The organism is Spirosoma sp. KCTC 42546 (assembly GCF_006965485.1).
Taxonomy (GTDB): domain Bacteria; phylum Bacteroidota; class Bacteroidia; order Cytophagales; family Spirosomataceae; genus Spirosoma.
The window spans coordinates 4,339,058-4,365,150 of record NZ_CP041360.1; the positions used below are offsets into that span (position 1 = coordinate 4,339,058).

A 26,093-nucleotide genomic window follows, 5' to 3' on the forward strand; every position below is an offset into this window, starting at 1 on the left:
GCCTGGGCTGATAGCGTTTTTCTATTGACAGTGTTAGCGTCCAATGGGGGGACATTTAATGCCGCTCCCCGGAAGTACATAATGAATTGTGATCTGCGTAAGCAGATAGGAGTCATTGCCAGCCAGTCCTCGTCTCACCTCTGTAGGGACTGCATACAGCGTATTCAAGGCTGTAGTCCGATCGCTTCCTGTACGGGCAGCAATGACTTCGTTACGTCGGTCAGCAAACGTAGCCGACAGGGCCTTGGGCAAGTCAGCTGGGTTTGGATAAAGGCCGCCTACATCGTCTAAGTAATCAGTAAACGTATACCGAAAGCTAATTTCTGCGGCCAGGTTCAGGCTTTCGGTGAGTTGCCATCGGATACCGGCTCCGGCGGGTATCGCTACTGTAAGGAGTGAGTACGGTTTGGCATAACCGGGTTGGCCCTGTCCTTCTGTACCCAACGGCTGTAAGGCTACCCAATCGCCAAGTGACCCATCCGCATTAACGGGCATACGCGCTTTTGGATTATGCGCTACCAAGGCTACACCCAGCGTTAGGTAAGGCGTAACCGCAGGGCGCTGATTGGGCTTACGTCCTTCCGACTGGAATTGGTATATCCCACTAAATGCCAGTTCTTTCAGGTCATTACGAAAATGCAGATTCCGTTGAAACTGTATCGGATGCAGGTTTGGTTCATCCTTGTTGAACGAGTAATCATCTCCAGCCAATCGTACTACAGTAAAGGATGCCCGAGCGGAAAAATGGGGGCTAAGATGACGAATAAAACTCCCCCCGAGATTCCAGCGGGGCAGGAGCGAAAAACTTTGAAACGTTTGGCTGGGAGGAGACAGATCACCTAAATAAATAGAAGCTCCTCCGCCTAATCCAACTTCAGAATACGGGATAAATTGTGAGTTCCCGCGACGCTGTGCCTGGACATTCGATAGACAAAACAGCACTAGAAAAAGGAGAGTCAATAAAAATTTCATGTACGTACAATTCGGTAGGTATCCAAATAACGTAAAATAGCGCCTTATACAGATAAAGTCCGGGAAACTTTGTTGTGAATTAGTCCAACATCAAGTGGAAGAAATGGGGTGCCTCGTTCTCGGTATAGGAACGTAGCCTTCTAGTATGGGCTGGGAATTGGTACAATTGGTGGTTTACTGATATTGTTGGTAGCCGTTTGCGAGTATTTACCATTATTTCCCCTACGAAACGTACAAGTATCAGCACCACTTACTTAGGGAAACTTATCACCCCAATCTTTACCGATCAATCAAAATAAATCCGTCTCGATCTAACCCTGGCGTCGGAATTGCGTTTCATTTGTAGAACGCTTTTTCATTCATTTATTCACTACATGAAGTATTTGCTCAGTTTAGGGCTGTTTTTGCTCCTAGCAACATCAGGTTTTACCCAAAATCTTCTTGGTATTTCAACCAGCCGGTATGGCGGAACAAACCGATTGTACATAAACCCCGCTTTAGCCGCTGATTCACCGTCCAAACTTTACGTAAACGTATTTACAGGCAATGGACACGTTGATAACAACTACGTACGCTACCAGGCACCGTTTTCATTACTTAGCCTGATAGCTGGGACTGTGCCCGCTCAGTATAAAAATGCAAGTGGCACTATTAAATTTGAAAAAGAGTACACCCAGGAAACATTGAACGGCAGAACTAAGAACGGGACAATTTGGGGTGAAATCCGTGGGCCTTCACTTTTGATACGAGCGGGTTCAGGTGGCGCATTTGCCATAACAACCCGCTTTAGGGGCGTTGCTCAGGTAGTTGGCGCATCGGAGAACCTACTCTCGGCCGTTCGGGCTAGTTTAAACGATGGGGCCTTATACAGCATTCCTAGTAACGATAATAAATTCAATGCCAATACCAATACGTATGCCGAGTTGGGTCTTACCTATGCGGGAACTGTTATGGAGGGCGATGGGCGAAGACTCCTGCTTGGGGCCACTGCCAAATTTTTGTTGGGATATAATGCCCAACAGTTAATTAATCGGGGTTTGAACTACAGAATTATAGAGGATCCGGCCAATGCAAATAGTGCCCTACTGGAAGTCAATAAACTAGACGCGACCTTTGCTTATACAACCTTCCTTCAGAACCGTAGTTTGACCCCCTCAACCCTGTTTAGCACATCAGTACCCGGCCGTGGCTTGGGCTTCGATTTGGGTCTGACGTATATAGACCAGTATGATGCGGAAAGTCCGAAATTACAATTGGGTTTGGCTGTTACCGATATTGGCGGATTAACGTATCAAGGCCAGACATATACGTATACCAATATCGGCGCGAATCCAGTCAACTTCAGAAGTAGCGATTTTAATAACCTCAATGGAACCGGTTCGATCATTGAGGTTATTCAAAACAAATTAAACACTGGTCGAACTCCCGACAGTAATACATTCAGGGCGGGCCTCCCAACCTCCCTTAATCTTACCGCCGATTATCAATTGCCCGGCGGTTTTGGAATAAACCTGACCTACCTGCAGGACGTTCGGGCGGTGCAGGCAGCCTCTATCCATCAACCTTCCCTGCTGGCAGTCACCCCCCGCTATGATGTGCGATGGCTCAGTTTAGCCTTACCCGTTGCCTACCTAAATGGCGGGTTAACTGCTGGGGCGTCAATACGTGTAGGGCCGGGCTGGTTGGGTACAGATAATTTCCTGGGCTTAGTGGGGACCAAGTCCAACGGTATCCAACCCCGCGGGCTGGATATCTATGCTGGCCTCGCCTTTGGAATCGGACGTTTGGATGAAGAGTAATTTAGTGGAGTAAGTGAAGTAGGTGGAGTGAGTGCAGTATGTGAAGTGAGTAAAACGAATTGGCCTTACTCGACTCATTCCACTTACTGCACTCACTCCACCTACTTCACTTACCCCACCCACTCCACATCATTTCCAATAGAAATCCGTATTTTTGGTCAAATCCTGCCAATAAACTGGGGTTTACCGGGTCTGTTATGACCGAACGAGCTACTTTTTTCGACACACCGCTAGTATACCTGAAAGGGTTAGGACCGCAGCGTACGGAACTGCTCAATAAAGAGTTGAACCTGTTTACCTACGGTGACTTAATTCAATACTACCCCTTTCGCTACGATGACCGATCCCGATTTTATACCGTCAGCGAACTGATGGATTCGATGCCTTCTGCTCAGATACGCGGGCGTCTGCGCGACTGGTATCTGGAAGGTGAAGGTTCAAAAAAGCGCTTAGTTGCCACGTTTACGGACGGAACCGGCTCGCTGAGTCTCGTCTGGTTTCAGGGCATCACGTACATTGAGAAAATTCTCCGGCGTGACGGCGAATACGTTGCCTACGGCAAACCACAGTCATTTAACGGGCAGTTTAGTATTATCCATCCTGAACTGGAAAATGCGAATACCGCTTCGGAAACCGAGCCCGGCTTTTTCCCGGTATATAACCTGACTGAAAAACTCCGCAAACGACATCTCGACAGCAAAGTCCTTGGCAAGGTGATGCGGATACTGCTGGAACTATCCTGGCAACACATTCACGAAACCCTGCCCGATTCGCTTGTTCAGCAATACCGGCTCATCGGGAAACGGGAGGCTATGTGGAATATTCACCTGCCCCAAAATCAGGCCTGGTTGAAGCAGGCCCAACGGCGACTGAAATTTGAGGAATTGTTCTACAACCAGCTCCGACTGATCAAGAATAAACTCATTCAGAAAGAGGAGTTTCCGGGTCAGGTATTCCGGGATACATCGCTGATGAAGCACTTTTATAACGAGCTGCTACCCTTTGAATTGACGGGGGCACAACAGCGCGTTATTAAGGAAATCTATGCTGATTTTCTAACCGGTAAGCAGATGAACCGGCTGTTGCAGGGGGATGTGGGAAGCGGCAAAACCATTGTGGCTTTCATTGCCTGTCTGCTGGCTATTGGCAATGGAGCGCAGGCTTGCCTGATGGCCCCTACCGAAATTCTGGCCGATCAGCATTTTAACGGACTAAAGCCGTTCGCCGATGCCATGGGGCTTAATCTCGGCATTTTAACTGGCTCCACGAACAAGAAACGCCGGGTAGTCCTGCATGAAGAACTACAATCAGGCAAGATGCACATTCTGGTGGGCACGCACGCCTTGCTCGAAGATGCCGTACAGTACAAAAACCTTGGGCTTTGTATCATTGATGAGCAGCACCGTTTTGGCGTTGCACAACGGGCCAAACTCTGGCGGAAGAATGAAGTTGTTCCCCCGCATATTCTGGTCATGACCGCTACGCCAATTCCGCGGACGCTGGCCATGACGCTTTATGGCAACCTCGACGTATCCGTTATTGACGAACTGCCGAAAGGTCGAAAACCCATCAAAACTGTCCATAAATACGATAAACACCGCTCAGAGGTATTTGGATTCATGCGCCAGCAGATTGAATTGGGAAGGCAGGTGTACGTAGTGTATCCCCTCATTGAAGAGTCGGAGAAGCTCGATTACAAAGACCTGATGGATGGCTTTGAGAGTATGCAGCGGGCATTTCCTCGTCCAACGTATGAAGTCGGAATGCTCCATGGCAAAATGCTTCCTTACGAAAAAGATGACGAGATGAAGCGGTTTCTAAAAATGGAAACCCAGATTTTGGTAGCTACCACTGTCATTGAAGTAGGCGTAAATGTACCTAATGCCAGCGTAATGGTCATTGAAAGTGCCGAACGCTTTGGTCTGTCTCAACTGCACCAGCTTCGTGGTCGAGTTGGTCGCGGAGCCGAACAGTCGTATTGCGTGATGATGACCGGCTACAAACTCAGCAGCGATACCCGTACTCGACTGGAAACGATGGTGCGAACCAACAACGGCTTTGAGATTGCGGATGTGGACCTCCAACTGCGCGGCCCCGGCGACCTGACTGGCACACAGCAAAGTGGCGTAATGGATTTGATGATAGCCGATTTAGCCAAAGACGGTGCTATTCTGGCAGCGGCCCGCGAGTCTGCCCAGGCAATTCTGACTGAAGACCCTGAGCTTTTGCTGCCCCAGCATGCACCTATCCGAAACCACGTAGATAACCTGAAACAGAGTGAAAATAACTGGGGAAGGATTTCATAAAATATATTATTAACCTCCAAACTTCCTCTAAAATAATATGAATATACCATGTTTTATTTAAAATATTGTTAAAAAACAGTCGATATTGAGTAATATTTGATAAGTAAAAACCCCTGAGTAGTAAGCTTTCCCTGTTGTTACAAACCCCTATACAGGTTAAGCTTATGCAAAAAGAATGTACACACCAGAAGGTCTTCTTTCTACGAGATGACACCTTCCTAACCAATGCGATCCGACCCAGGCGAATCGCGTTCTGTTCTCTCCTCCTGTTCAGTTTATTTTGCTCGATAGGCGCTTTTGCTCAGTCGAAGCTAACGGGCAAAGTGATTGATGCGCAGGGCTTAGCTCTGCCAGGTGTTAGTATTGTGGTGAAAGGAACCACTACCGGTACGGTTACCTCCGCTGATGGTGGTTACACACTGAATCTGGCACGAGGCACCGAAACGCTTGTGTTTTCCTACATCGGCTATGTAAGCCAGGAAATCGCTGTGGCTGGCCGAAGCTCACTTGACGTCACGATGGCTTCCGACGACAAAATGTTGAATGAAGTTGTTGTCGTGGGTTATGGTGAGCAGAAAAAAGAAACCGTAACGGGAGCCGTAGCCACGGTAAAAGGAACCGATCTGATCAAGTCACCAGCCGTAAACCTGAGTAATTCCATTGCGGGCCGGATGCCAGGCGTTATTGCCACAAATTCCAGTGGTCAACCAGGGAATGACGGTGCTGCCATTCGGATTCGTGGGTCAAACACCCTGGGAAATAACGATGCTCTGATCGTTATTGATGGTGTACCCGCCCGGGCCGGGGGTATTGATCGCCTGAATCCGGCTGATATCGAAAGCATGTCGGTTCTGAAAGATGCCTCGGCAGCTATCTATGGTTCGCGGGCGGCCAACGGGGTAATTCTGGTAACGACCAAACGGGGTAAAAGCGGTAAACCGGAGTTGTCATACAGCTTCAATCAGGGCTTTGCTCAACCAACTGTTATTCCCAAGATGGCATCAGCGGCCGAATATGCTCAGTTGAATAACGAGATTAATCTGTATAACAACCTGCCTTCGCAGTATTGGAAAGATGCTAATGCAGCATTCAATACTACGGGAAGTTACACCCGGCCCGACAATGGAGCTATTGTTAAAGCCGCTTACTCTCCCGATGATATCAAGAAGTTTCAGGATGGTTCAGACCCCTGGGGACACCCAAATACTGACTGGTTCGGCGCAGCTCTAAAAACCTGGTCGCCCCAAGTGAGGCACACATTGCAATTGGTGGGTGGTTCGGAAAATATCAAATATCTGACCTCCGTCAATTACCAAAACCAGGATGGCTACTACAATAAATCGGCTACAGGTTATAAGCAATACGACTTCCGCCTGAATCTGGATGCCAAAATCAGTAAGTATATTAATCTGGTTACGGGTGTGGTGGGCCGTCAGGAGAATAGGTTCAATCCAACGGTAGACCCAGGGGCTATTTTCCGGATGCTCATGCGGGGCTATCCAAACAAACCCGCTTTCTGGCCAAATGGGCTACCTGCTCCTGATATCGAGAATGGACAACAGCCCGTACTAGTCACGACCGATGCAACAGGTTATAACAGAGACACACGCTATTATGTGCAAAGTAACGCCAGTATTAATATTACGAACCCCTGGATTCCAGGGTTAAAGTTAACTGGTAGCGTAGCGTTAGATAAGTACATCCAGCAGGGTAAAACCTGGCAAACTCCGTGGTTCGTTTATAGCTGGGATTATACCTCCTACGACCCAACCACAAAGGAACCGCTTCTTCAGCGCGTACAGAAAGGACCAGCTCAGGCAACGCTTAACCAGTACACAAACGATCAGTTCAACTCGTTGCTTTCCGGTATCTTGTCTTATGACCGCACTTTTGGGGCAAATCATGCCGTTACGCTGTTGGCCGGTATTACCAAAGAGCAATCTAATTCAAACGGTTTCCGAGGTTTCCGCCAGTACTTTAACTCGACGGCTATTGATCAGTTATTTGCCGGGGGGAGTTCCCAACAGGTTGCCACCAATGATCCAACTCAAACACCAATCTGGCAACGGGCTCGCATGAGTTACTTCGGTCGGGCCGCCTACAATTACAAAGAGAAATATCTGGCCGAATTCCTGTGGCGGTACGATGGGTCGTACATGTTCCCCGCTTCAAGCCGATGGGGTTTCTTCCCCGGTGTAACAGCGGGCTGGCGTATCTCAGAAGAAGATTTCTTCAAGAAAGCCCTACCAGTAGTTAGCTCCCTGAAACTGCGGGCATCCTGGGGCCAGTTGGGTAACGATCAGGTATATTTCAATAATACCCTGCGCGAATATGATTACTTGCCAACGTATGCCTACGGCGACCGCGTCAACTCGAACTGGGGCTATGTCATAAATAACCAGGTTTCGCAAACGCTCTACGAAAATGGTGTTCCCAACACGTCTCTAACCTGGGAAGTAGCCAACAATTCGGACATTGGTCTGGAAGGCTCTCTGCTCAACGGGAAGGTGTTCTTCGAATTCGACGTGTTTCAGAATAAACGGTCGAATATCCTGTGGCGCAAGAGTGCGTCTATCCCGCAAACAACGGGTGCCACCTTACCCGCTACCAACATCGGTAAGGTTACCAACAAGGGTTATGAATTCCGGGTTGGCTATAATGGACAGGCTGGCGACTTGAAATACAGCGTCAGCGTGAATGGTGGCTACGCCAAGAATGAAATTACGTTCTGGGATGAAACGCCAGGTGCCCCAGAGTGGCAGCGTTCAACGGGTAAACCCATTCCATCTGATGTAAATAACCCCAACAATGCCAATGGTACGCTCCTCTATCAGTACGATGGCATTTTTAGTACACAGGCCGAAATTGATGCCAATAAACTGGATTACAGCGGTGTAGGTGCGAGTCTGTTACGCCCTGGTGATATGAAGCTGAAGGATATCAACGGTGATGGTAAGATCAATGGTGACGATCGTGTACGGGCCGACCGCAACAACCAGCCTCGTTTTCAGGGTGGTTTGAATGCCAGTGTTCGGTACAAAAACTTCGACCTCAGCATCCTCTTACAAGGCTCAACAGGCGCTCAGATCTTCCTCCAAACTGAGTCGGGCACGATTGGTAACTTCCTGAAGTACAGCTACGATCACCGCTGGACCGTAGATAATCCAAGTACCGTTGACCCACGCATTGTAGATCGGAGCAACCAGTATTTCTCCAATGGTACCAGCTACTGGCTGAGAAGCACAGACTATCTGCGCCTGAAAAACCTGGAATTAGGCTACACGTTGCCGAATACGATTTCAAATAAGGTTGGCCTGAGTAACCTGCGTGTATATGTAAACGGCCTTAACCTGGCAACTTATTCACCTGATATGAAAGGTATATTCGATCCAGAATCGACTAACAGTGGTGGCCAGTATTACCCACAGGCGCGGGTTATCAACACGGGTTTAACAGTTAGTTTCTAAACGATTAATCAGACAAGTATGAACTATATAGCAAAGTGTCTATCGTTTAGCCTGTTATTAGGCACAACGATGATCGCCTGTAACACCGATTTCCTGAATACGAAACCGCTTGATAAGGTGTCGGGCGACGCTGTCTGGTCCGACCGTTCCCTTTCCGAAGCGTTCGTAACGGATGTGTATAACGGAATTCGGGATGGTCTACTGGATCAAATGAGTTTTGACTGCCAGACTGATAATGCCCTGTATAGCTTTGGCAAACAGGACGTTAACGAAGCAAACGTTAGCCCATCTAACACGGGTACGGTTAAAAGTACGATGGAATGGCAGGAAATGTACGCCCGGATTCGGTCCGCTAACATTGCCCTGTCAAAATTAGCCAAGCCCACATTTGATAATAGTGGTGATCTGGCCGGACGGATGCGCGGTGAAATGTATTTTATGCGCGCCTACTTCTACAATCAGTTGCTGCGTTATTATGGGGCGGTGCCCATCATCAAAACGCCTTATACGCTGGACGAACCAGATTTTACGATTGCCCGGAATACGTATGAAGAGTGCGTCAACGCCATTGTTACGGACCTGGATTCAGCTTCTACGCTGTTAAAAGGCAGGAGCATGGCCGCTGGCCGGGCTACGATGGGCGCTTCCATGGCCCTCAAGGCACGGGTACTATTGTATGCCGCCAGTGATCTCCACGACATCCCAACGGCCAAAGCCAAGTCGAGTGTAATTGCCGGCTTCGCTAAGCCTGAACTGCTGGGTTATGTGAGTGGCGACCGGACAACTCGCTGGAAAAAAGCTCAGGATGCAGCGAAAGCCGTAATGGATCTGAATCTGTACGGTTACAAATTGAACCTGACCGCTCCTGTTACAGCTGCCGAAGGGCAACAGAACTATATTAACTTGTCTCTGTCGCAAAACGGTGGTGAAACGGATGGTATTTTCCTGAAATACTACATCCGGGCATCCAATGACGACTGGGGTTCCTGGTTCCCGCGCAATAACCAGCCTAACGGATACCATGGCTGGACTTCCAGCGAACCAACCCAGCAAATGGTCGATAACTACGAAATGATGGACGGCACGAAGTTCGATTGGAAAAACCCGACCCATGCTGCAGCTCCTTACGAAAACCGCGACCCCCGCTTCTATGCCTCGATCCTGTACGATGGTGCACAGTGGAAACCCCGCACGCCCGATGGCGCCGGTATTGATCCTGCTGGGCAAATTCAAATGGGCGAATACGAAGTAGGTACCTCAGCCGCCCCTACTAAGTTTTCGGGCTTAGATACACGTAACAGCACAATCGAAAACTGGAACGGTACCTGGACAGGCTACGCTATTCGTAAGTTTTTCAATACCGACGTTTCTATTGTGGATCAGAACATCCGTCAGGAAATTCCGTCTATCCAGATTCGCTACACGGAAGTGGTGCTTAACTACGCTGAAACCTGTTTGATGCTGGGTCAGGAAGCGGAAGCCAAGAAATGGATCAACGCCGTTCGCTTCCGGGTGGGTATGCCCGCCATCACCGAAACAGGTGCTGCCCTAATAGCGCGCTACCAGAATGAGCGAAACGTTGAAATGTTTTTGGAAGATCAGCGTTTCTACGACGTTCGTCGGTGGATGATTGCGCCAACCGTACTCGGCCAGCAAGCCCGAATTATTTCGATCACGGGTAAACTCAAACCGGGCAAATCGGTCACGACCTATAAGTATAGTAAAGAAAACTACAACTATACCTATAGCGTACAGGATCTGGGCACAGGTAAAGAAAACCGAAAGTGGGACGATAAAATCTATTTCCTACCCATCAGTCGGGATGAAATCAACCGGAATAACAAACTAGTTCAAAACCCCGGTTACCAATAACCAATAGGTTGGTTGTAATGCAGAACTGGTGTCGGCGCAGCAATGTGCTGGCACCAGTTTTTTGCTGATAATTCGTTTTACTGCTATGAAACCTCTCTTAATTGCCTTAATAGTCGGGATAGTGATCCACCATACGTCTCAGGCTCAGTCAACTCGTGTGATTCGGGTGAAAGGCGGTATCAGTGAGGTTAGAACGATTCCCATACCAGACCGATACCGATTTGATCAGTTTCGCGATGGTTCAATTTTATTCCAGAATGGAACATCAGGGACAGCCCGGTTCAATTACAATGTTTTATTGGGCGAAATGCAATTCATTGATTCACGAGGTGATACACTAGCCGTGGCTGATCAACCCACAGTCCAACTAGTTGGGATTGGGAATACTGTCTTCTGGTATGATCAGCGATCAGGTTATCTGGAAATTATTGGCGACTATACTTCGGTGAAGCTAGCGGTAAAACAAGGGCTGAAAACGGCAAAAAATGAAAAGTTGGCCGCTTATGGACAATCGTCGGGAAGCTCGTCCATAACTAATTATCAGTTTTATTTATCGGATAATACGTCAGTAAATAAGCTTGACCCAAAAGGTGATCTTCTATTGATAGTTGATAAAACTTACTTTATTATTGATCAGAATAAGCGCTCTAACCCCATTAATAAAGCTAATCTTCTAAAGGTATTTGGCAAACACCGTGAACAAGTACTGACCTACCTAACAGGCAAATCCATCGACTTCAAGCAGGAGACTGACGTAAAAGAACTACTTACTTATTGTAGCAGCTTGCTATAAACGCCACTTTTCGTTTTTATCTATGAAACTAATTCTACGTTCAATATACAGTGGCTTACTACTGATAGCCTGTCTATGGACGAACAGCTGCCAGGATTCTTCCTCCGACGAACATTCCAACGCTACAGATACTCCTGTCCTTTTCACCTCGCTATCGCCCGAACAAACCGGCGTTACTTTTTCCAATAACCTGACCGAAGGACTGAATACCAACGTCCTGATGTATGAATACTTCTACAATGGCGGTGGTGTTGCCATCGGGGATTTGAACGGTGATGGACTGGAAGATATTTTTTTCAGTGGTAACATGGTTCCTAATCAGTTGTATATCAATAAAGGAGGGCTACAATTTACCGATGTAACGGCAACAGCAGGTGTGGCCGGACGGGAAGGTCCCTGGCGGACAGGCGTGTCAATGGTCGATGTCAACGGCGATGGTCGACTTGACTTATTCGTCTGCTATTCAGGAAGTTTGCCGCCCCAAAAACGAATCCCCCAACTCTTCATCAACGATGGCCCCGATGCACAGGGCATTCCGCATTTTTCTGACCAGACGGCCCAATACGGCTTAGACAGACCCGGTCAGAGTACACAAGCAACGTTTTTTGATTACGACCGAGATGGTGACCTCGACCTGTTTTTGCTCAACCATAACCCTCGCCTGTTGCCCATACTCGATCCGCAGGCCACGGCGGCCATCATGAAACAACCGAATCCAGAAATCGGGGTTCGACTCTTGAAGAATACCGGCAATCATTTTGACGATGTTACGGAACAGTCTGGACTGAGCAGTTCGGTGCTAAGTTATGGCTTGGGGGTTGGCGTGGCCGACCTGAATGCGGACGGCTGGCCTGATCTTTATATCTCCAATGATTATGGTGTGCCCGATTACCTATACATCAATAACCAGGGTGGCCGGGCGGGGGGGCCTACCTTCACCAATCAGTTAAAAAACAGCATTGGGCATATATCCCATTTTTCGATGGGAAACGACGTGGCCGATGTAAACAACGACAGCCGCCCGGACATCCTAACACTCGATATGCTGCCCGAAGATAATCGGCGGCAGAAGCTGCTGATGGCTCCCGACAACTACGACAAATTTGACCTCAGTGTCCAATCAGGCTTTCATTACCAGCACATGCGCAATATGCTTCAGATTAATGAAGGGTTGATGCAGGGAACTGCCATACGCCGTGCTCGGGGCGCCACGCCTTTATTCTCCGAAATGGGTCAGTTGGCTGGTGTATCGAATACCGATTGGAGTTGGTCTCCCCTATTGGCCGACTATGATAATGATGGCTGGAAAGATTTGTACGTGACCAATGGGTACGTTCGGGATTATACCAATCAGGATTTCCTGAAGTACATGACCGACTATATGCAGAACCGCCCGGCCAATTTCAGGCGCGAAGATGTTCTGGAACTGGTGCATAAAATACCTTCCTCTAATGTCGTGAATTATATGTTCCGGAATCGTGGGGGCGAACAGGCCGATGCCGTTACCTTCGCGAATGTTGGCACAGCCTGGGGACTAACGCAGCATTCCAACAGCACAGGGGCGGCCTACGCCGACCTCGACAACGATGGCGATCTGGATTTGGTGGTTAATAATACGAATCAACCCGCCTTTATTTTTCAAAATGAGGCCAACAAAGAACTTCATCATCATTACCTAACTGTACAACTGACAGGTAACGGGGCCAATACTCAGGGCGTTGGCACCAAAGTGACGCTTTATCGAAAGGGTAAGCTACAGTACGTTGAGCAAATGCCAACCCGTGGCTATCAGTCCAGCATGTCGCCCCGGCTTCATTTTGGCTTGGGAACTGACCCAGTCATCGATTCTCTTCGTGTTGTATGGCCAACGGGTAAAGAGCAGCTACTCACCAATGTGAAAGCGGATCAGATGCTCACGGTACAGGAAAAAAATGCGCAGTCTCCTGGTAAAACGGTACCAATTGCCCCTTCCCTATTCCGGCCCGTACAATCACCGATTGCCTTCACCGATCCTATTAACAAAGTCAACGACTTCAAACGACAGACCCTCCTGGTCAATGCCCAGTCATTTAATGGACCTTGCTTAGCGAAAGCCGACGTAAACGGCGACGGTCGTGAGGACGTGTATGTAGGTGGGAGCATCGAACAGGCTGGCGCGTTGTTTATCCAACAGGCTGGTAGCTCGTTCAGTCGCAAGGCTGAGTCCGCCTTTGAGGCTGACAAATTGAGCAATGATGCCGATGCTGTTTTCTTCGATGCCAACGCTGACGGTTTCCCCGATCTTTATGTTTGTAGTGGTGGCTACGGTAACCTACTACCTGGTGATCCTCTTCTACAGGATCGGCTTTATCTGAATGACGGGAAAGGGAATTTCAGCAAAAGCCCCAGTGCCTTACCTGCAATGAACACCAGCGCAGCCTGTGTTCGGGTAGCCGATGTAAATGGCGATGGACGCCCGGATTTGTTCGTGGGTGGTCGGGTGGTGCCGGGACGTTACCCCGAAACACCAAAGAGCTTTTTGCTAATAAACAATAGTAAAGGAACAGGCGGTCAACCAACCTTTAGTGATCAGACAGCCAAGTTAGCACCCATGCTGTCTACGCTGGGCATGGTAACCGATGCCGCCTGGGTTGACCTGAACGCCGACAAGAAGCCAGAACTAATTGTTGTCGGCGAGTGGATGCCTGTCATTGTCTTGGGGGTCGGTAACGGAGGACAACTAACCGAACAGACGAAAACCTACTTCAACAAAGAGTACCGCGGCTGGTGGAATAAACTACTGGTAGACGATTTCAATGGCGACGGCCGACCTGACCTTGTCGTCGGGAATCAGGGGTTGAATACTCAGTGCCGCGCCAGTGACAAAGAACCTGCCGAACTGATTTACAAAGATTTCGACAACAATGGCAAGATAGATCCAATCCTGTGCCTGTATGTTCAGGGCAAAAGCTACCCCCACGCCACCCGCGATGAACTACTGGATCAACTGGGCATGCTGCGCCACCGCTTCACGAATTACGACAGTTATTCGAATGCAACGCTGGATGACGTCTTTACTAAAGAGCAATTAGAAGGCTCGAGCAAATTGATAGCAAATGAGCTAAAAACAACGCTTTTCATGAATTCGCCAGGTGGTAAGCTGACCGAGAAAGCCCTTCCTTTAACGGTTCAGGAATCCCCAATTTTCACCATTACTTCCCTGGATTATGATCAGGACGGGCGAAAAGATCTGCTTCTGTGCGGTAATACGGCACAAGCTCGCTTACGGTTTGGTCGGGCGGATGCCAACTATGGGTTGTTATTGCGGGGCGATGGGAAGGGGAATTTTTCGGCGGTGCCGCAGCAACAGGCGGGATTTCAACTGACGGGCGATGTGCGCTCTGTGCTAACAGTTGGAAGCAATTTGCTCTTCGGCATTAATCAACAGTCTTTGCGGACTTACCAACTCGCTCATCCATAAAAAAAGGATTAACCATAGAGGCACGGAGAATACAGAGTTTAGGACTGTCTAACTCTGTATTCTCCGTGCCTCTGTGGTTAATCTCTTTTATCTATTACTTGCCTTCGTATTTGTCTTTATACGTCTTGTAAAGGCGCTTATGGCGATCATCCAGATTTACCTTCCGACCCTGAATAAACACCTGTTCAATTACATTAGTCCGCATATCTAACGCATCGCCCGCCGAAACAAACAACGTAGCCTGTTTGCCCTTTTCAAGTGTACCCACGAGGTTATCGATACCCAGAATTTTAGCTGTGTTCGAGGTTACCATTTTCAGGGCCTCTTCTCGATCTGTCACGCCAAAACCAGCGGCTGTACCGGCCAGAAACGGCAGATTACGTGTCCGCCACCAGCCATCGGCATAACTCAGTCCAACCAGAATACCAGCCTTTTGCAGAATACCCGGCATTCGATAGGGCATGTCAACGTCTTCGTCTTCGCGGTTAGGCAAGCGGTGTAATTCACTCAAGATAACCGGAATATTGTTTTCCTTCAGGAACGCAGTGACACGGTAAGCTTCTTCACCCCCAACGATCACTACTTTCTGCACACCCAATGACTTGGCGAACGTAACGGCTTCCATAATGTCCTTACCATAATCGGCCCGGATGTATAGATTCTGTTTCCCCGTGAATATGCCCTTCATCGCTTCCAGCTTGAGGTTCATTGGGGTTGGATTCGTGAGCGCTGCATAAGCCTTAGCATCGGCAAACGTGGCTCGCAACGCTTCAATGGCAGGGCCGCGTCGTTCGTTTTTGCGAACAATTGTTGAGAAGTCTTCCAGGTTAAAGTCTCTTGCTAAATAGGCAGGCCAGTTGAGCCAGAGACCATCGTCTTTTTTAAGCGCAGCATCTTCCCAGTTCCAGCCGTCGGACATCATGACACTCGAACTTCCCGAAATGGTACCGCCTTGTGGGGTGGCCTGCGAAAACAGCACACCATTATTTCGAATGGTCGGAATGATTTCAGAATCCGTATTGTAGGCAATCAAGGCCCGAATATTGGGATTCAGAATACCAATTTCCTGCTTATCGACTGTAGCGCGAACGGCCCCGGTTTCCTGTAAACCCACCGTTGATACCGGAGAGATAATGCCCGGATACACATGCTTGCCCGACACGTCGATCACCTCCACATCAGTCAGATTGAGCTTAACCGTCGTTCCATCTACGACATTTGTAATGACGCCATTGCTAAACAGGACAACACCGTTGGGAATTACCTGTCCGGTACCCACGTGTACAGTACCACCTGTAAGCGCAATAGCCTTCGTCTGCGGCTTAGCCGGAGCGGGGTTCTGGCCGTAGCTCGTAAGCGCGACCAGGGTTAATATGGGAATTAAGATTTTTTTCATGATAGTTTTTTAAACACAGAGGAACAGAGGATTCACAGTGGCCACAGACAAGCGAAATCTGTTTTAATCCATAAATCAGCTAAATCCCGCGGGGCCGCCCGTGCGGTTCTATTTTTCCTCCTCTTCAGCCATAACACCTTCTACATCTTCGCAATGGAACATACGAGCCCGACGGAAGTTAGGTCGAACGGTGGATGCACCACCGGCTTTAGCCGTTAGCATCTTCTGAATAATCCGGGCACGTTCGGCTTGCAGAGCGTCCCGCTTGGCGTCTTCATCTTTAAGGCTGAAGTAGGTGGCTCCTTCAATCATCGTGATTTCAGGGCGGGCATAAATAGACAATGGATGGGCATTCCAAAGCACCAGGTCGGCATCTTTACCGGCTTTGATACTACCTAGCTTGCTATCCAAGTGCAGCAATTTAGCTGGGTTAAGCGTTACCATTTTCCAGGCATCCTCTTCAGGTATGCCACCGTATTCGACCGTTTTAGCTGCTTCCTGATTCAACCGACGGGCCATTTCGGCATCATCGGAGTTGATAGAAACCGTTACACCCTGGCGGTGCATAAGGGCCGCGTTGTACGGAATGGCATCGTGCACTTCCATTTTGTACGCCCACCAGTCGGCAAAGGACGAACCACCAACCCCATGCTTCGCCATTTTGTCGGCCAGCTTATACCCTTCCAGAATGTGGGTAAACGTATTTACTTTGAATCCCAGTGAATCGGCCACTTTCAGCAACATATTGATTTCAGACTGCACGTAGGAGTGACAGGTAATGAACCGTTTGTGAGCCAGAATTTCAGCTAATGCATCGAGTTCAATATCCCGATGGGGAGCAATAGCCGTGGCTTTTTCTTTAGCCGTCAGCTTATTGTAATCAGCCCATCCTTTCGCATACTCCTTTGCACGGGTAAAGTGGTCCATATACACCTGCTCTACGCCCATACGCGACTGTGGGAAACGGGTTAGCACGTTCGGGTTTGGGTAGTTGGCTTGTTTGACGTTTTCGCCAAGGGCAAACTTGATAAACCCATCGGCACCTTTGATGAGCATCCCATCTGCCGACTCACCCCACTTCAGCTTCACAATAGCCGACTGCCCACCGATGGCGTTAGCCGAGCCGTGCAACAGTTGCGACGTAGTAACCCCACCGGCTAGTTGGCGGTAAATATTGATATCGTCCGGGTTGATTACATCGGCCATGCGTACCTCCGCCGAACTGGATTGCCCCCCTTCGTTAATGGACAGCAACGCAATGTGTGAGTGTTCGTCGATAATACCATTGGTCAGGTGCTTACCGGTTCCATCCACCACTTTCACGTTTGCTGGAACGGTGAGACTTTTACCGATTTTAGAAATCTTACCACCCTCTACCAGCACATCTGTACTGGTCAGGATACCGTCTTTCTCATTCGTCCAAACCGTCGCATTCTTAATCAGTACGGTTTCAGCTTGTGGCTTTTTCAGATTACCCATACCCACAAATGGATACAGTAGCGTGGCCGCAGTGATGCTACCCGGTGCAGTAGCCGTTGTGGAGGCTATTGCCGAAGTCGAACTCGTTGCGGATGTAGACGTGGCTGTTGTGGAGGCTGGGGCATCACCGGTACGAACTGCCGACCAGGTAATTGCCTTTCCATCCGGCGATTCGCCATCCCCTTTGATTGTCGTGTCTGTACGGTAGCCTGTCAGGCGTGTCGTACCTGGTCTCCGCCGATCCAGTTGAACCTGAATCGAAATAATATCCCCGGCTACCGTTACTTTAGGCGTTAGTTTAACCGTATCGACTACAATCTGGTAGTCAGGCTTATCCAGGGTCTTGCCGGTGATATTCAGCTTAAGGTTGCTTCGGTCACCAACGGTCAGATTCCAGGTTCCCCGTAAATCGGCTGCGTTTTTATTGGCAACAATGTACTGCTTACCCTGCATCCAGTTCTCATAAATCACATTGTCGGCACTGAATAGGTTACCGGATGTGATGATGAAATTCGCGACGCGACCTTTCTGCAAGGTACCCAGCATATCGTCCGCGTGGATTAACTTAGCGGGTACAGTTGTCAGAGCTTCCAGAGCCTTTTGTTCCGACAAACCACTTTCAATCGCTTTGCGAAGATTAGCCCAGAAATCAGCCTTATTGCGTAGTCCGGCGGTTGTCAGTGCAAAGGGAATATTCGCCATGGCTACCCGCCCGGCGTTCAGTGGGGCCATCTCCCAGTGTTTAAGTTCGGACAGAGAAACGTTATCAGCATCCCAGGAATCTTCAACATCATAAGGCTGTGGGAAATTCAGCGGAACAATCAGCGATGCGCCCGTAGCCTTCACCTCATCCAGACGCTGGTATTCATCACCCGTACTTCGGATAATATACTGAATACCAAACTCATCACCAATTTTGTCGGCCCGTAAAATCCCTAACTTATCGTTTGCCTCAAAAATGGTGGGTAACGATCGGGTACGGTTCAGTGCCGCAAGCGACATATTTTCCTGCTCTTTACTACCGGCCTGTTTATACCAGTCGGCGTCGTACATCGCCTGCCGGAGCAGCGCCACCGTACCCATCATGGAGTTTGGGTACTGCTGTCCTGATGTACCCTTGCTGAAGGAATAGTGTGCGGTTATATTGGGTTTCAGCACCAGCGTGTTTTCACGATCATCGGCAAGCGTCACTAACGATCCAGTTCCACGGGCAATACCATCATGGGCATGCGTTAACACAGCCCCAAAGCCTAGTTTACGAAGTTCGTCGGCTTTGGCTGTATTCGCTTTAAAGAGTATACTGGCGTCGTTTTCCGGTTGGATTGCCTGGTTCCAGTAATATGCTCCTTTTTTGTTCGATTCATACTGAGGAGCTCCCCCACCCCCTCGGCCACCACCACCGGGGGCACGCGTGATTTCAGGCATTCCATAATCGGAATCAATGTCAATCAGAGCGGGGTAAATTCGCTTGCCTTTCAAATCGGTTACGACGGTTCCGGCAGGTACGCTGACTGCCGTACCAACGGCTTCAACTCGCCCATTGCGAATCAGAAGCGTTGCGTTCTGTAAAGTAGTTTGCGGATCAACAATAATGGTTGCGTTGGTGAAGGCATATAGCCCCGGTCGTTCGTCGTAAACGCCATTTCGCGGAAAGGTCGTCTGAGCCAAAGAGGAGCAGGTCAGACCGACTGCGAACAGCCCTGTCAGGAGAGGTTTTAACATGAAATTGATGAGTTGATGATTGGGATAACTGCCAAAAATACAGAAATAAATGGGGCATCTGCCAGTATATCCAAATAAGATTTCGTTAAAGAGGATAAAGAAATTTAGTTTATTTTAGCAGAGAAAACTGATTCTTTATTCCGTAATAACCATTCTTTTTTTTCTACCATGCGTGCTCTCATTTCTCTTCTTTGTTTTTTATTTATCTCGTTCTCAGCGTTCCCGCAAGCCCAAACGGAATACATGACGCAAACCACGCGCGACCGGATAAACTTCACCAATTTAAGCGTCACTAATAATGCAACGTTGTTTACGATCAAAGGCCCAGCGGGTAAGTTGATCGGCGATCCTTATCTGGATACAACCTGGCAGGCTGGTAATGTGAAGTTTCATATAAAACCAGGCGTTTCATTAACGACCGATTCGCTGGCGGGTGTGCCCGTACGACTGGATTTATCGACCAATGAAGTAGAGATTAAGGCTGGCGCTAAAGACATCAAGGCTGTCAAGTCAACATCCATTCGCTACGTCGACATAAATAACACCTTCGGGTCAGTGAGTCGATTTGTGAGTGTGCATGATTATCAGGATGAAGCGGAAAAGCTGAACGGTTTTTTCGAACAGGTAGTCCTGGGTAAACTTGATCTGCTTCAGCATCCTTCTGTTTATATCCGACAGGCTAATTTCAATGTAGCCATGAACACCGGCACGAAAGACGATGAATACATGAAAAAGATGGACTGGTATGTAGCCCGCGACAAGAAAGCCACTAAGTTTTCGCCGGGCAAAAAAGCGTTACTGGAACTCATGATGGACAAAAAAGGCCAGATAGAGGCTTTTCTGAAAACCGAAAAACCCGACCTTAAATCCAGAGCAGGACTACAGGCCGTGTTCCTGTATTACAACAAACGTTGAGAATGAACGGGTGTAGAACAAGTTTTTCACCCAGGCATTTTCACTTGCAACATTCAGGCGTTTTTTTGCGTTTGGGTATGCGTGGAATACGATCAACCCGGTGCTAATTTCACATTAACACACTGTTTTTCAATCTATGCCTTCTATTAAACCCCACTCATGAAATTTTGTACTCAATTGTTGGTGGGGTTATTGATTTTCGTGGGTACTCCTCGTTGCCTGGCTCAGATGCCATTGGCTGATACACTAGCCTCAAAAAACACTCGCCCCGTTAGTCAGCCTGCCTATCACTTACAGGATGTAGCTGATCTGGTAAAACGCTGGTATCCCCGATTGCATATTACCCCCCACGACTCATCTACACTACAGGAAGGTAAACGATTTGTATTAGTCATCCCTCAGGTGGGCTATACCCTGCAAACCAGAGCACTGGTGGCCGTTCTGGTCAATACCCCGTTCAGAATGCCCGGGGCCAATATGTCGTCGATGAGCGGCCAGCTCTCGTATACCCAGAACAACCAGATTATTCTTACAACCAATTCGATGATCTGGAGCCGGGATAATCGATTTCTATGGACCAGCGACTGGCGACTCATGCACTATCCACAAGCCACTTACGGACTGGGCATGTATACCTCTACCGACACGCGGGTTGTCGACATGGACTATTCCTACTTTCGATTTTATCAGAGTTTTTTAAAACGGCTTGCTGTTAATTTTTACGGAGGTATTGGGTATTACCTGGATCTCCACTGGAACATCGACAGCTATAATAACGTCCGGGAGTTTACCCGCATTTCCCGATATTCGGCTGGCGTACAGGGACGCTCGGTATCATCGGGACCAGCCATCCATTTGCTCTATGATAACCGCCAGAACGCCATCAATCCTACCGGTGGCCTATACATTAACGCGGTGTTTCGGGCCAATATGAGTGTTCTGGGCAGCGATGACACCTATCAGTCACTCTTACTGGAAGCCCGAAAATACCTTCACCTCTCTCCTACCACAGATAATGTGCTGGCCTTATGGTCGTATAATGCGTTTACCCTAGATGGCGACCCACCGTTTCTGGATTTACCAAGCACCGGCTGGGATAACACCGGGAATGTTGGCCGGGGGTTTATTCAGGGAAGATTCCGGGGTAAGAATTTCCTGTATGGTGAAGCCGAATACCGTTTCCATATTACCAACGACCGGCTGCTGGGCGGGGTCGTTTTTGCCAACGCCCAGACTGTTACTGAATTAGGGAGCGGAAAGTTTGAAAAAGTTTTACCCGCCCTAGGAGGTGGACTCCGCATCAAAATGAATAAAATTTCCCGCACCAACCTCTCCGTCGACTACGGTTTCGGGATGGATGGCTCCCATGGGTTATTCTTCAATCTAGGGGAAGTTTTCTGAGAACCGTTTTTTAGAGTTCAGCAGGTTTTATTCGAGCTTAGGCGCTTGCTACCTAATTTCTCCCCCCTTCATAACCAGTTTGGTTTTGCTCCCAGTTACTGCCACGAGACTTGCGGTAGGGTTATGCGATAGGTCCTTAAAACCCACAAAAATTAGTTAGGCACATTTCAGATTTGCCATTATCTTTGTAACTAAGATATTTAGTAGATAAGATACTATGCAGGAAGACCTAATCAAAAAAATAAGGAAACTGAGTCAGCAGTATGCATACACTTCTATTCAGATGCACGAAGCCGTTGCCCGTAAGGCCGGACTTTCCGGGACCGACCATAAATACTTAGGATTTCTATTAGAGAAAGGGCAGATGACAGCGGGTGAGTTGTCATCGTTAACCGGCCTGACAACCGGTGCTGTAACTGGTTTGATAGACCGATTTGAAAAGAAAAACCTGGTGAAACGGCAATTCGCTCAGGACGACAGACGGAAGGTGATCATTGAACCAAACACCGAAATTATAATGGCGCTTTTGGTTCCGCTTTATAAAGACTACCGAACTAAGTCAGAACAACTGACTGCTTCATTTTCGAACGAGGAGATCAAAATCATAGAGACCTACTTGTTAAAAGCAATTGATATAATGAACGAAACCACCAATACACTCAACGAAAACTAATCGTCCAATGAAAAGCACCAGCCCATACATACTTAATTTTCAAGACATTAACAAGTCAAAACTTAGTCTTGTTGGGGGTAAAGGCGCAAACCTGGGCGAGCTTACCCGGGTGGAGGGAATCCACGTGCCAGATGGGTTTTGTATCTCTACGGAAGCGTTTAAACGAATCATTGAGAAATCGCCATCAATGAACGAACTGCTTGATCAGTTATCACTGCTGACGGTGGAGGACCGGGATAAAATCGCTGAGATTAGCGCTGAGATTCGCCACGTCATTGAAGAAACAGCCATTCCTCAGGACATCGTTGATGAGATAACCCAATTCCTCTTCAGACTTGGGGAAACTAACGCCTACGCAGTACGATCCAGCGCAACCGCAGAGGATTTGCCAACGGCCTCCTTTGCAGGCCAACAGGATACGTTTTTAAATGTTATCGGTAAAGAGGAAATCCTGTCTCATACCAGTAAATGCTGGGCATCGCTATTTACCGAGCGGGCCGTTATTTACCGCCTTCAAAAAGCATTCGATCACCGTAAAGTCCAACTGGCGGTAGTCGTTCAGAAGATGGTCTTCCCGCAGTCAGCAGGCATATTATTTACCGCAGATCCCGTCAGTGGTAACCGAAAGGTGGTATCCATTGATGCCAGCTTTGGGCTTGGTGAGGCCTTGGTTTCCGGCCTGGTGAATGCGGATAACATTAAGGTTCGCAACGGTGAGATTATCGATAAGAAGATATCCACCAAAAAACTGGCTATTTATGCGGCAAAAGATGGTGGCACGAAAGAACAGGATATTGAGCCTGAGCAACAGAACAGCCAAACGTTGACGGATGAGCAGATTTTACAGTTGGAACGCATCGGCAGAACCATCGAAACCCATTTTGGTAGCCCCCAGGACATTGAATGGTGTTTTGTTGGTGATACGGTTTACGTTGTCCAGAGCCGTCCAATCACCACGTTATACCCCATTCCTGAAGCGAACGATCCAAAAAATGCCGAGCTGGGGCAACGGCCCGATGGTCCGACCAAGCGCGGCCTGCACATCTACTTATCTGTTGGTCATCAACAAATGATGACCGATGCGATGAAACCACTGGGGTTGTCTTGTTGGCTCTTGATGACTCCCCCCTCTACGCGAATTGCCGGTGGAAGGTTGTTTGTTGATGTTACACCGATGCTGGCTTCGACTACCGGCAGGAAAACGATAATCGATATGCTGGGGAAATTTGATCCACTCGTCAGAGACGCACTGACTACCATCGTAGAGCGGGAAGATTTTATAAAATCGTTACCGGATAATCCCGATAGCTATCAGAAAGAATCCGACACCGGAAAAAGCAATCAAGCCAGACCACTCCCGAATTATCAGGCATTAAATGAATACGATCCAACCATCGTTTCTGAGTTGATCAGTCGTAATCAAACAGCGGTAGAGTCATTAACGAAAAACATCCAGACAAAATCAGGGTCAGATCTATTTGATTTTATCCTGGAAGATATTGAGCAGTCCAAGACAACAACTATTCATCCACAGAGTTTTGGGGTGATTATGACCGGCATGAATGCAGCAGCATGGATCAATGCCAACATGAACGAATGGCTGGGTGAGAAAAATGCCGCAGACACGATTTCTCAATCCGTACCTAACAATGTTACTTCAGAAATGGGACTGGCCTTATTGGATGTCGCTGATGTAATCCGTCCTTATCCGGAAGTCATAAACTATTTCTCCCAAATTCAGCCTGGAACAAAACAGGATGACTTTTTGGATGAACTGAACAAGCTTGATGGCGGTAAGGAGAGCCGGGATGCTGTCTATGCTTTTCTCAACAAATACGGCATGCGCTGTGCCGGAGAAATTGATATTACGAAAACTCGTTGGAGCGAAAAGCCAACTATACTTGTCCCTACGATTCTTAGTAATATCAAAAACTTTGAGTCTGGTGAAAGCAAGCGAAAATTTGAGCATGGCTTGCAGGCCGCGTTGAAAAAAGAACAGGAGTTACTGGAGCGATTAAGGCAATTACCGGAGGGTGAACAAAAAGCCGAAGAGACAAAACGAATGATCGAACTGGTCCGCAATTATGCCGGCTATCGTGAATATCCCAAATACGGCATAATTAGCCGCTTCTTTGTTTATAAGCAGGCGTTATTGAAAGAGGCCGAAAAGCTCGTGCTAGCTGGCGTTCTTCATGAAAAAGAAGATAGCTACTATCTCACGTTTGACGAGCTTCGTGAAGTCATTTCGACAAACAAACTGGATTACCAGATTATCGACCAGCGAAAAGACGAGTTCAAAATCTATGAAAAACTAACTCCGCCACGGGTGATTACGTCCGACGGTGAAATCATTACCGGTAACTACAATCGAAAAAATCTCCCGGCTGAGGCTATTGCCGGTCTGGCAGTTTCTTCCGGCGTTATTGAGGGGCGGGCGCGTGTTATCTTACACATGGAAGAGGCTGCTATTGAGGAGGGAGATATATTAGTCACTTCCTTTACTGACCCCAGTTGGACACCTTTATTTGTAGCTATAAAAGGTCTGGTCACCGAAGTGGGTGGACTGATGACCCACGGAGCGGTTATCGCCCGTGAATATGGTTTACCGGCCGTTGTGGGCGTTGAAAATGCCACCAAACTGATAAAAGATGGCCAACGCATTCGCGTGAATGGAACGGAAGGGTATATAGAAATCCTATAAACTGGGGATGGCAATAAAACAATATCGTTTGACAAACTATTGGTCAGGAAACCACAATTTGCTACGATAAAACATGCCAACTCATTTACTAATTGGTGCCTCGTCAGGAATTGGTCAGAAACTAGCAGAACAACTCGCTCATTCAGGCCAACAGGTATATGCAACCTATTACAAGAACAAAGTCGATTCAGATACTGATTCCATTGACTATCAGTATCTAAATGTTCTGGATGAAACCATTGCGCTGGACTTTTTACCCGACACTTTGGATGGTCTTGTCTACTGCCCCGGCAGCATTAACCTGAAGCCTTTCGAGCGAATTAAACCCGCCGATTTTGCGCAGGATTTTAACTTGCAGGTACTAGGTGCTGTAAAAATAATTCAGGCCGTGTTGCCCAAATTGCGAAAGTCAGCGAACCCGTCCATTGTCTTATTTTCTACAGTTGCTGTTCAAACAGGTTTTAGTTATCATACACAAGTGGCTACCTCAAAGGGGGCTATCGAAGGGTTAACCAAGGCCCTGGCGGCCGAATTTGCGCCAAAGATTCGTGTCAATTGCATCGCGCTATCCTTAACCGATACGCCCCTTGCCGCACCACTAATCAATACCGATCAAAAACGGGAAGCGAATGCAATGCGTCATCCTTTGAAGAAAATAGGTATGCCTTCCGATATTGCCCATATGGCTGAATTCTTACTTTCAGAAAAGGCGGGTTGGATTACCGGGCAAATTTTCCATGTCGACGGTGGTATGTCCACCCTGAAAGTTTAGGTAGGTGGTCATTAATGACCATCAATGACAACAAATGACCATTAATAACAATGAACGAATGGATATCAACCGAATTATTGAAATGGCCTGGGAAGACAGGACGCCATTTGAAGCCATCAATAGTCAATTTGGGCTTAGTGAAGCGGCCATCATTGTGCTCATGCGCAGGGAGCTTAAACGAAGTAGTTTCAACCTTTGGCGTAAACGGGTGAATAGTGGCGTTAGCCAGAAACACCTTAAAAAACGAAACCCTGAAATTGAGCGATTTCACAGCACCAGCCAAAGGGCTATTACGTTGAATAAAATCAGTAAGCGGTAGGTTATTCCGTGTAGTACCGACCGTCCCGGTCGGTACTACAAAAAAA

The 26,093-nt window shown here is 48.1% G+C and carries 15 protein-coding genes; 12 read left to right on the top strand and 3 right to left on the bottom strand.

The genetic code is table 11. The annotated features are described in order from the left end of the window. Positions 1 to 33: 33 nt before the first annotated feature. Positions 34 to 972 (bottom strand): DUF6089 family protein, encoded by a 939-nt coding sequence (locus tag EXU85_RS17735; protein WP_142773363.1) that lies wholly within the window; start codon positions 970 to 972, stop codon positions 34 to 36. 374 nt (positions 973 to 1,346) lie between these two features. Between EXU85_RS17735 and EXU85_RS17740 the strand changes: the two genes are divergently transcribed. From EXU85_RS17740 to EXU85_RS17765, 6 genes are all read left to right on the top strand, one after another. Then, positions 1,347 to 2,771, top strand: coding sequence for a DUF5723 family protein (locus EXU85_RS17740; protein WP_142773364.1), 1,425 nt, complete (start codon positions 1,347 to 1,349; stop codon positions 2,769 to 2,771). Between the two features lie 197 nt (positions 2,772 to 2,968). Further along, positions 2,969 to 5,077: an ATP-dependent DNA helicase RecG gene (recG, locus tag EXU85_RS17745; RefSeq protein ID WP_142773365.1), complete on the top strand. Its 2,109-nt coding sequence runs from the start codon at positions 2,969 to 2,971 to the stop codon at positions 5,075 to 5,077. Positions 5,078 to 5,241: 164 nt separating this feature from the next. Further along, the gene (locus EXU85_RS17750) at positions 5,242 to 8,544 is read left to right on the top strand and encodes a TonB-dependent receptor (protein WP_142773366.1); all 3,303 of its coding nucleotides are present in this window, start codon (positions 5,242 to 5,244) and stop codon (positions 8,542 to 8,544) included. Between the two features lie 18 nt (positions 8,545 to 8,562). Further along, positions 8,563 to 10,416: a RagB/SusD family nutrient uptake outer membrane protein gene (locus EXU85_RS17755; RefSeq protein ID WP_142773367.1), complete on the top strand. Its 1,854-nt coding sequence runs from the start codon at positions 8,563 to 8,565 to the stop codon at positions 10,414 to 10,416. A gap of 85 nt (positions 10,417 to 10,501) precedes the next feature. Then, positions 10,502 to 11,209, top strand: a complete 708-nt coding sequence (locus EXU85_RS17760; protein WP_142773368.1) for a hypothetical protein — start codon at positions 10,502 to 10,504, stop codon at positions 11,207 to 11,209. A 22-nt stretch (positions 11,210 to 11,231) separates the two neighbouring features. Beyond that, positions 11,232 to 14,669: a VCBS repeat-containing protein gene (locus tag EXU85_RS17765; protein ID WP_142773369.1), complete on the top strand. Its 3,438-nt coding sequence runs from the start codon at positions 11,232 to 11,234 to the stop codon at positions 14,667 to 14,669. Positions 14,670 to 14,763: 94 nt separating this feature from the next. Here the strand turns inward: EXU85_RS17765 and EXU85_RS17770 are convergent, their stop codons facing one another. Next, positions 14,764 to 16,065, bottom strand: a complete 1,302-nt coding sequence (locus tag EXU85_RS17770) for an amidohydrolase family protein (RefSeq protein ID WP_142773370.1) — start codon at positions 16,063 to 16,065, stop codon at positions 14,764 to 14,766. Positions 16,066 to 16,173: 108 nt separating this feature from the next. After that, on the bottom strand, positions 16,174 to 19,266 hold the full coding sequence (locus tag EXU85_RS17775; RefSeq protein ID WP_142773371.1) for an amidohydrolase family protein: 3,093 nt from the start codon (positions 19,264 to 19,266) through the stop codon (positions 16,174 to 16,176). Between the two features lie 168 nt (positions 19,267 to 19,434). On the opposite strand from EXU85_RS17775, the gene EXU85_RS17780 reads away from it, so the two are divergent. From EXU85_RS17780 to EXU85_RS17805, 6 genes are all read left to right on the top strand, one after another. Then, entirely contained in the window at positions 19,435 to 20,181 is a 747-nt protein-coding gene (locus EXU85_RS17780) for a hypothetical protein (RefSeq protein ID WP_142773372.1), read from the top strand. A gap of 159 nt (positions 20,182 to 20,340) precedes the next feature. Further along, complete coding sequence (locus EXU85_RS17785) at positions 20,341 to 21,582, top strand: BamA/TamA family outer membrane protein (RefSeq protein WP_142773373.1); 1,242 nt, start codon at positions 20,341 to 20,343, stop codon at positions 21,580 to 21,582. A gap of 217 nt (positions 21,583 to 21,799) precedes the next feature. Next, a complete protein-coding gene (locus tag EXU85_RS17790) occupies positions 21,800 to 22,255 on the top strand; it encodes a MarR family winged helix-turn-helix transcriptional regulator (RefSeq protein WP_142773374.1) in 456 nt (151 codons plus the stop codon). A 7-nt stretch (positions 22,256 to 22,262) separates the two neighbouring features. Further along, the gene (gene ppsA / locus EXU85_RS17795) at positions 22,263 to 24,956 is read left to right on the top strand and encodes a phosphoenolpyruvate synthase (protein WP_142773375.1); all 2,694 of its coding nucleotides are present in this window, start codon (positions 22,263 to 22,265) and stop codon (positions 24,954 to 24,956) included. A 73-nt stretch (positions 24,957 to 25,029) separates the two neighbouring features. After that, positions 25,030 to 25,728: an SDR family NAD(P)-dependent oxidoreductase gene (locus EXU85_RS17800; RefSeq protein WP_142773376.1), complete on the top strand. Its 699-nt coding sequence runs from the start codon at positions 25,030 to 25,032 to the stop codon at positions 25,726 to 25,728. 34 nt (positions 25,729 to 25,762) lie between these two features. Further along, a complete protein-coding gene (locus tag EXU85_RS17805) occupies positions 25,763 to 26,047 on the top strand; it encodes a TIGR03643 family protein (RefSeq protein WP_142773377.1) in 285 nt (94 codons plus the stop codon). The last annotated feature ends 46 nt before the right edge of the window (positions 26,048 to 26,093 follow it).

Bases quoted from the DNA above. Each gene is read 5' to 3' on its own strand.
- EXU85_RS17735 (WP_142773363.1), bottom strand. From the start codon at position 972: ATGAAATTTTTATTGACTCTCCTTTTTCTAGTGCTGTTTTGTCTATCG.
- EXU85_RS17740 (WP_142773364.1), top strand. From the start codon at position 1,347: ATGAAGTATTTGCTCAGTTTAGGGCTGTTTTTGCTCCTAGCAACATCA.
- recG (WP_142773365.1), top strand. From the start codon at position 2,969: ATGACCGAACGAGCTACTTTTTTCGACACACCGCTAGTATACCTGAAA.
- EXU85_RS17750 (WP_142773366.1), top strand. From the start codon at position 5,242: ATGCAAAAAGAATGTACACACCAGAAGGTCTTCTTTCTACGAGATGAC.
- EXU85_RS17755 (WP_142773367.1), top strand. From the start codon at position 8,563: ATGAACTATATAGCAAAGTGTCTATCGTTTAGCCTGTTATTAGGCACA.
- EXU85_RS17760 (WP_142773368.1), top strand. From the start codon at position 10,502: ATGAAACCTCTCTTAATTGCCTTAATAGTCGGGATAGTGATCCACCAT.
- EXU85_RS17765 (WP_142773369.1), top strand. From the start codon at position 11,232: ATGAAACTAATTCTACGTTCAATATACAGTGGCTTACTACTGATAGCC.
- EXU85_RS17770 (WP_142773370.1), bottom strand. From the start codon at position 16,065: ATGAAAAAAATCTTAATTCCCATATTAACCCTGGTCGCGCTTACGAGC.
- EXU85_RS17775 (WP_142773371.1), bottom strand. From the start codon at position 19,266: ATGTTAAAACCTCTCCTGACAGGGCTGTTCGCAGTCGGTCTGACCTGC.
- EXU85_RS17780 (WP_142773372.1), top strand. From the start codon at position 19,435: ATGCGTGCTCTCATTTCTCTTCTTTGTTTTTTATTTATCTCGTTCTCA.
- EXU85_RS17785 (WP_142773373.1), top strand. From the start codon at position 20,341: ATGAAATTTTGTACTCAATTGTTGGTGGGGTTATTGATTTTCGTGGGT.
- EXU85_RS17790 (WP_142773374.1), top strand. From the start codon at position 21,800: ATGCAGGAAGACCTAATCAAAAAAATAAGGAAACTGAGTCAGCAGTAT.
- ppsA (WP_142773375.1), top strand. From the start codon at position 22,263: ATGAAAAGCACCAGCCCATACATACTTAATTTTCAAGACATTAACAAG.
- EXU85_RS17800 (WP_142773376.1), top strand. From the start codon at position 25,030: ATGCCAACTCATTTACTAATTGGTGCCTCGTCAGGAATTGGTCAGAAA.
- EXU85_RS17805 (WP_142773377.1), top strand. From the start codon at position 25,763: ATGACCATTAATAACAATGAACGAATGGATATCAACCGAATTATTGAA.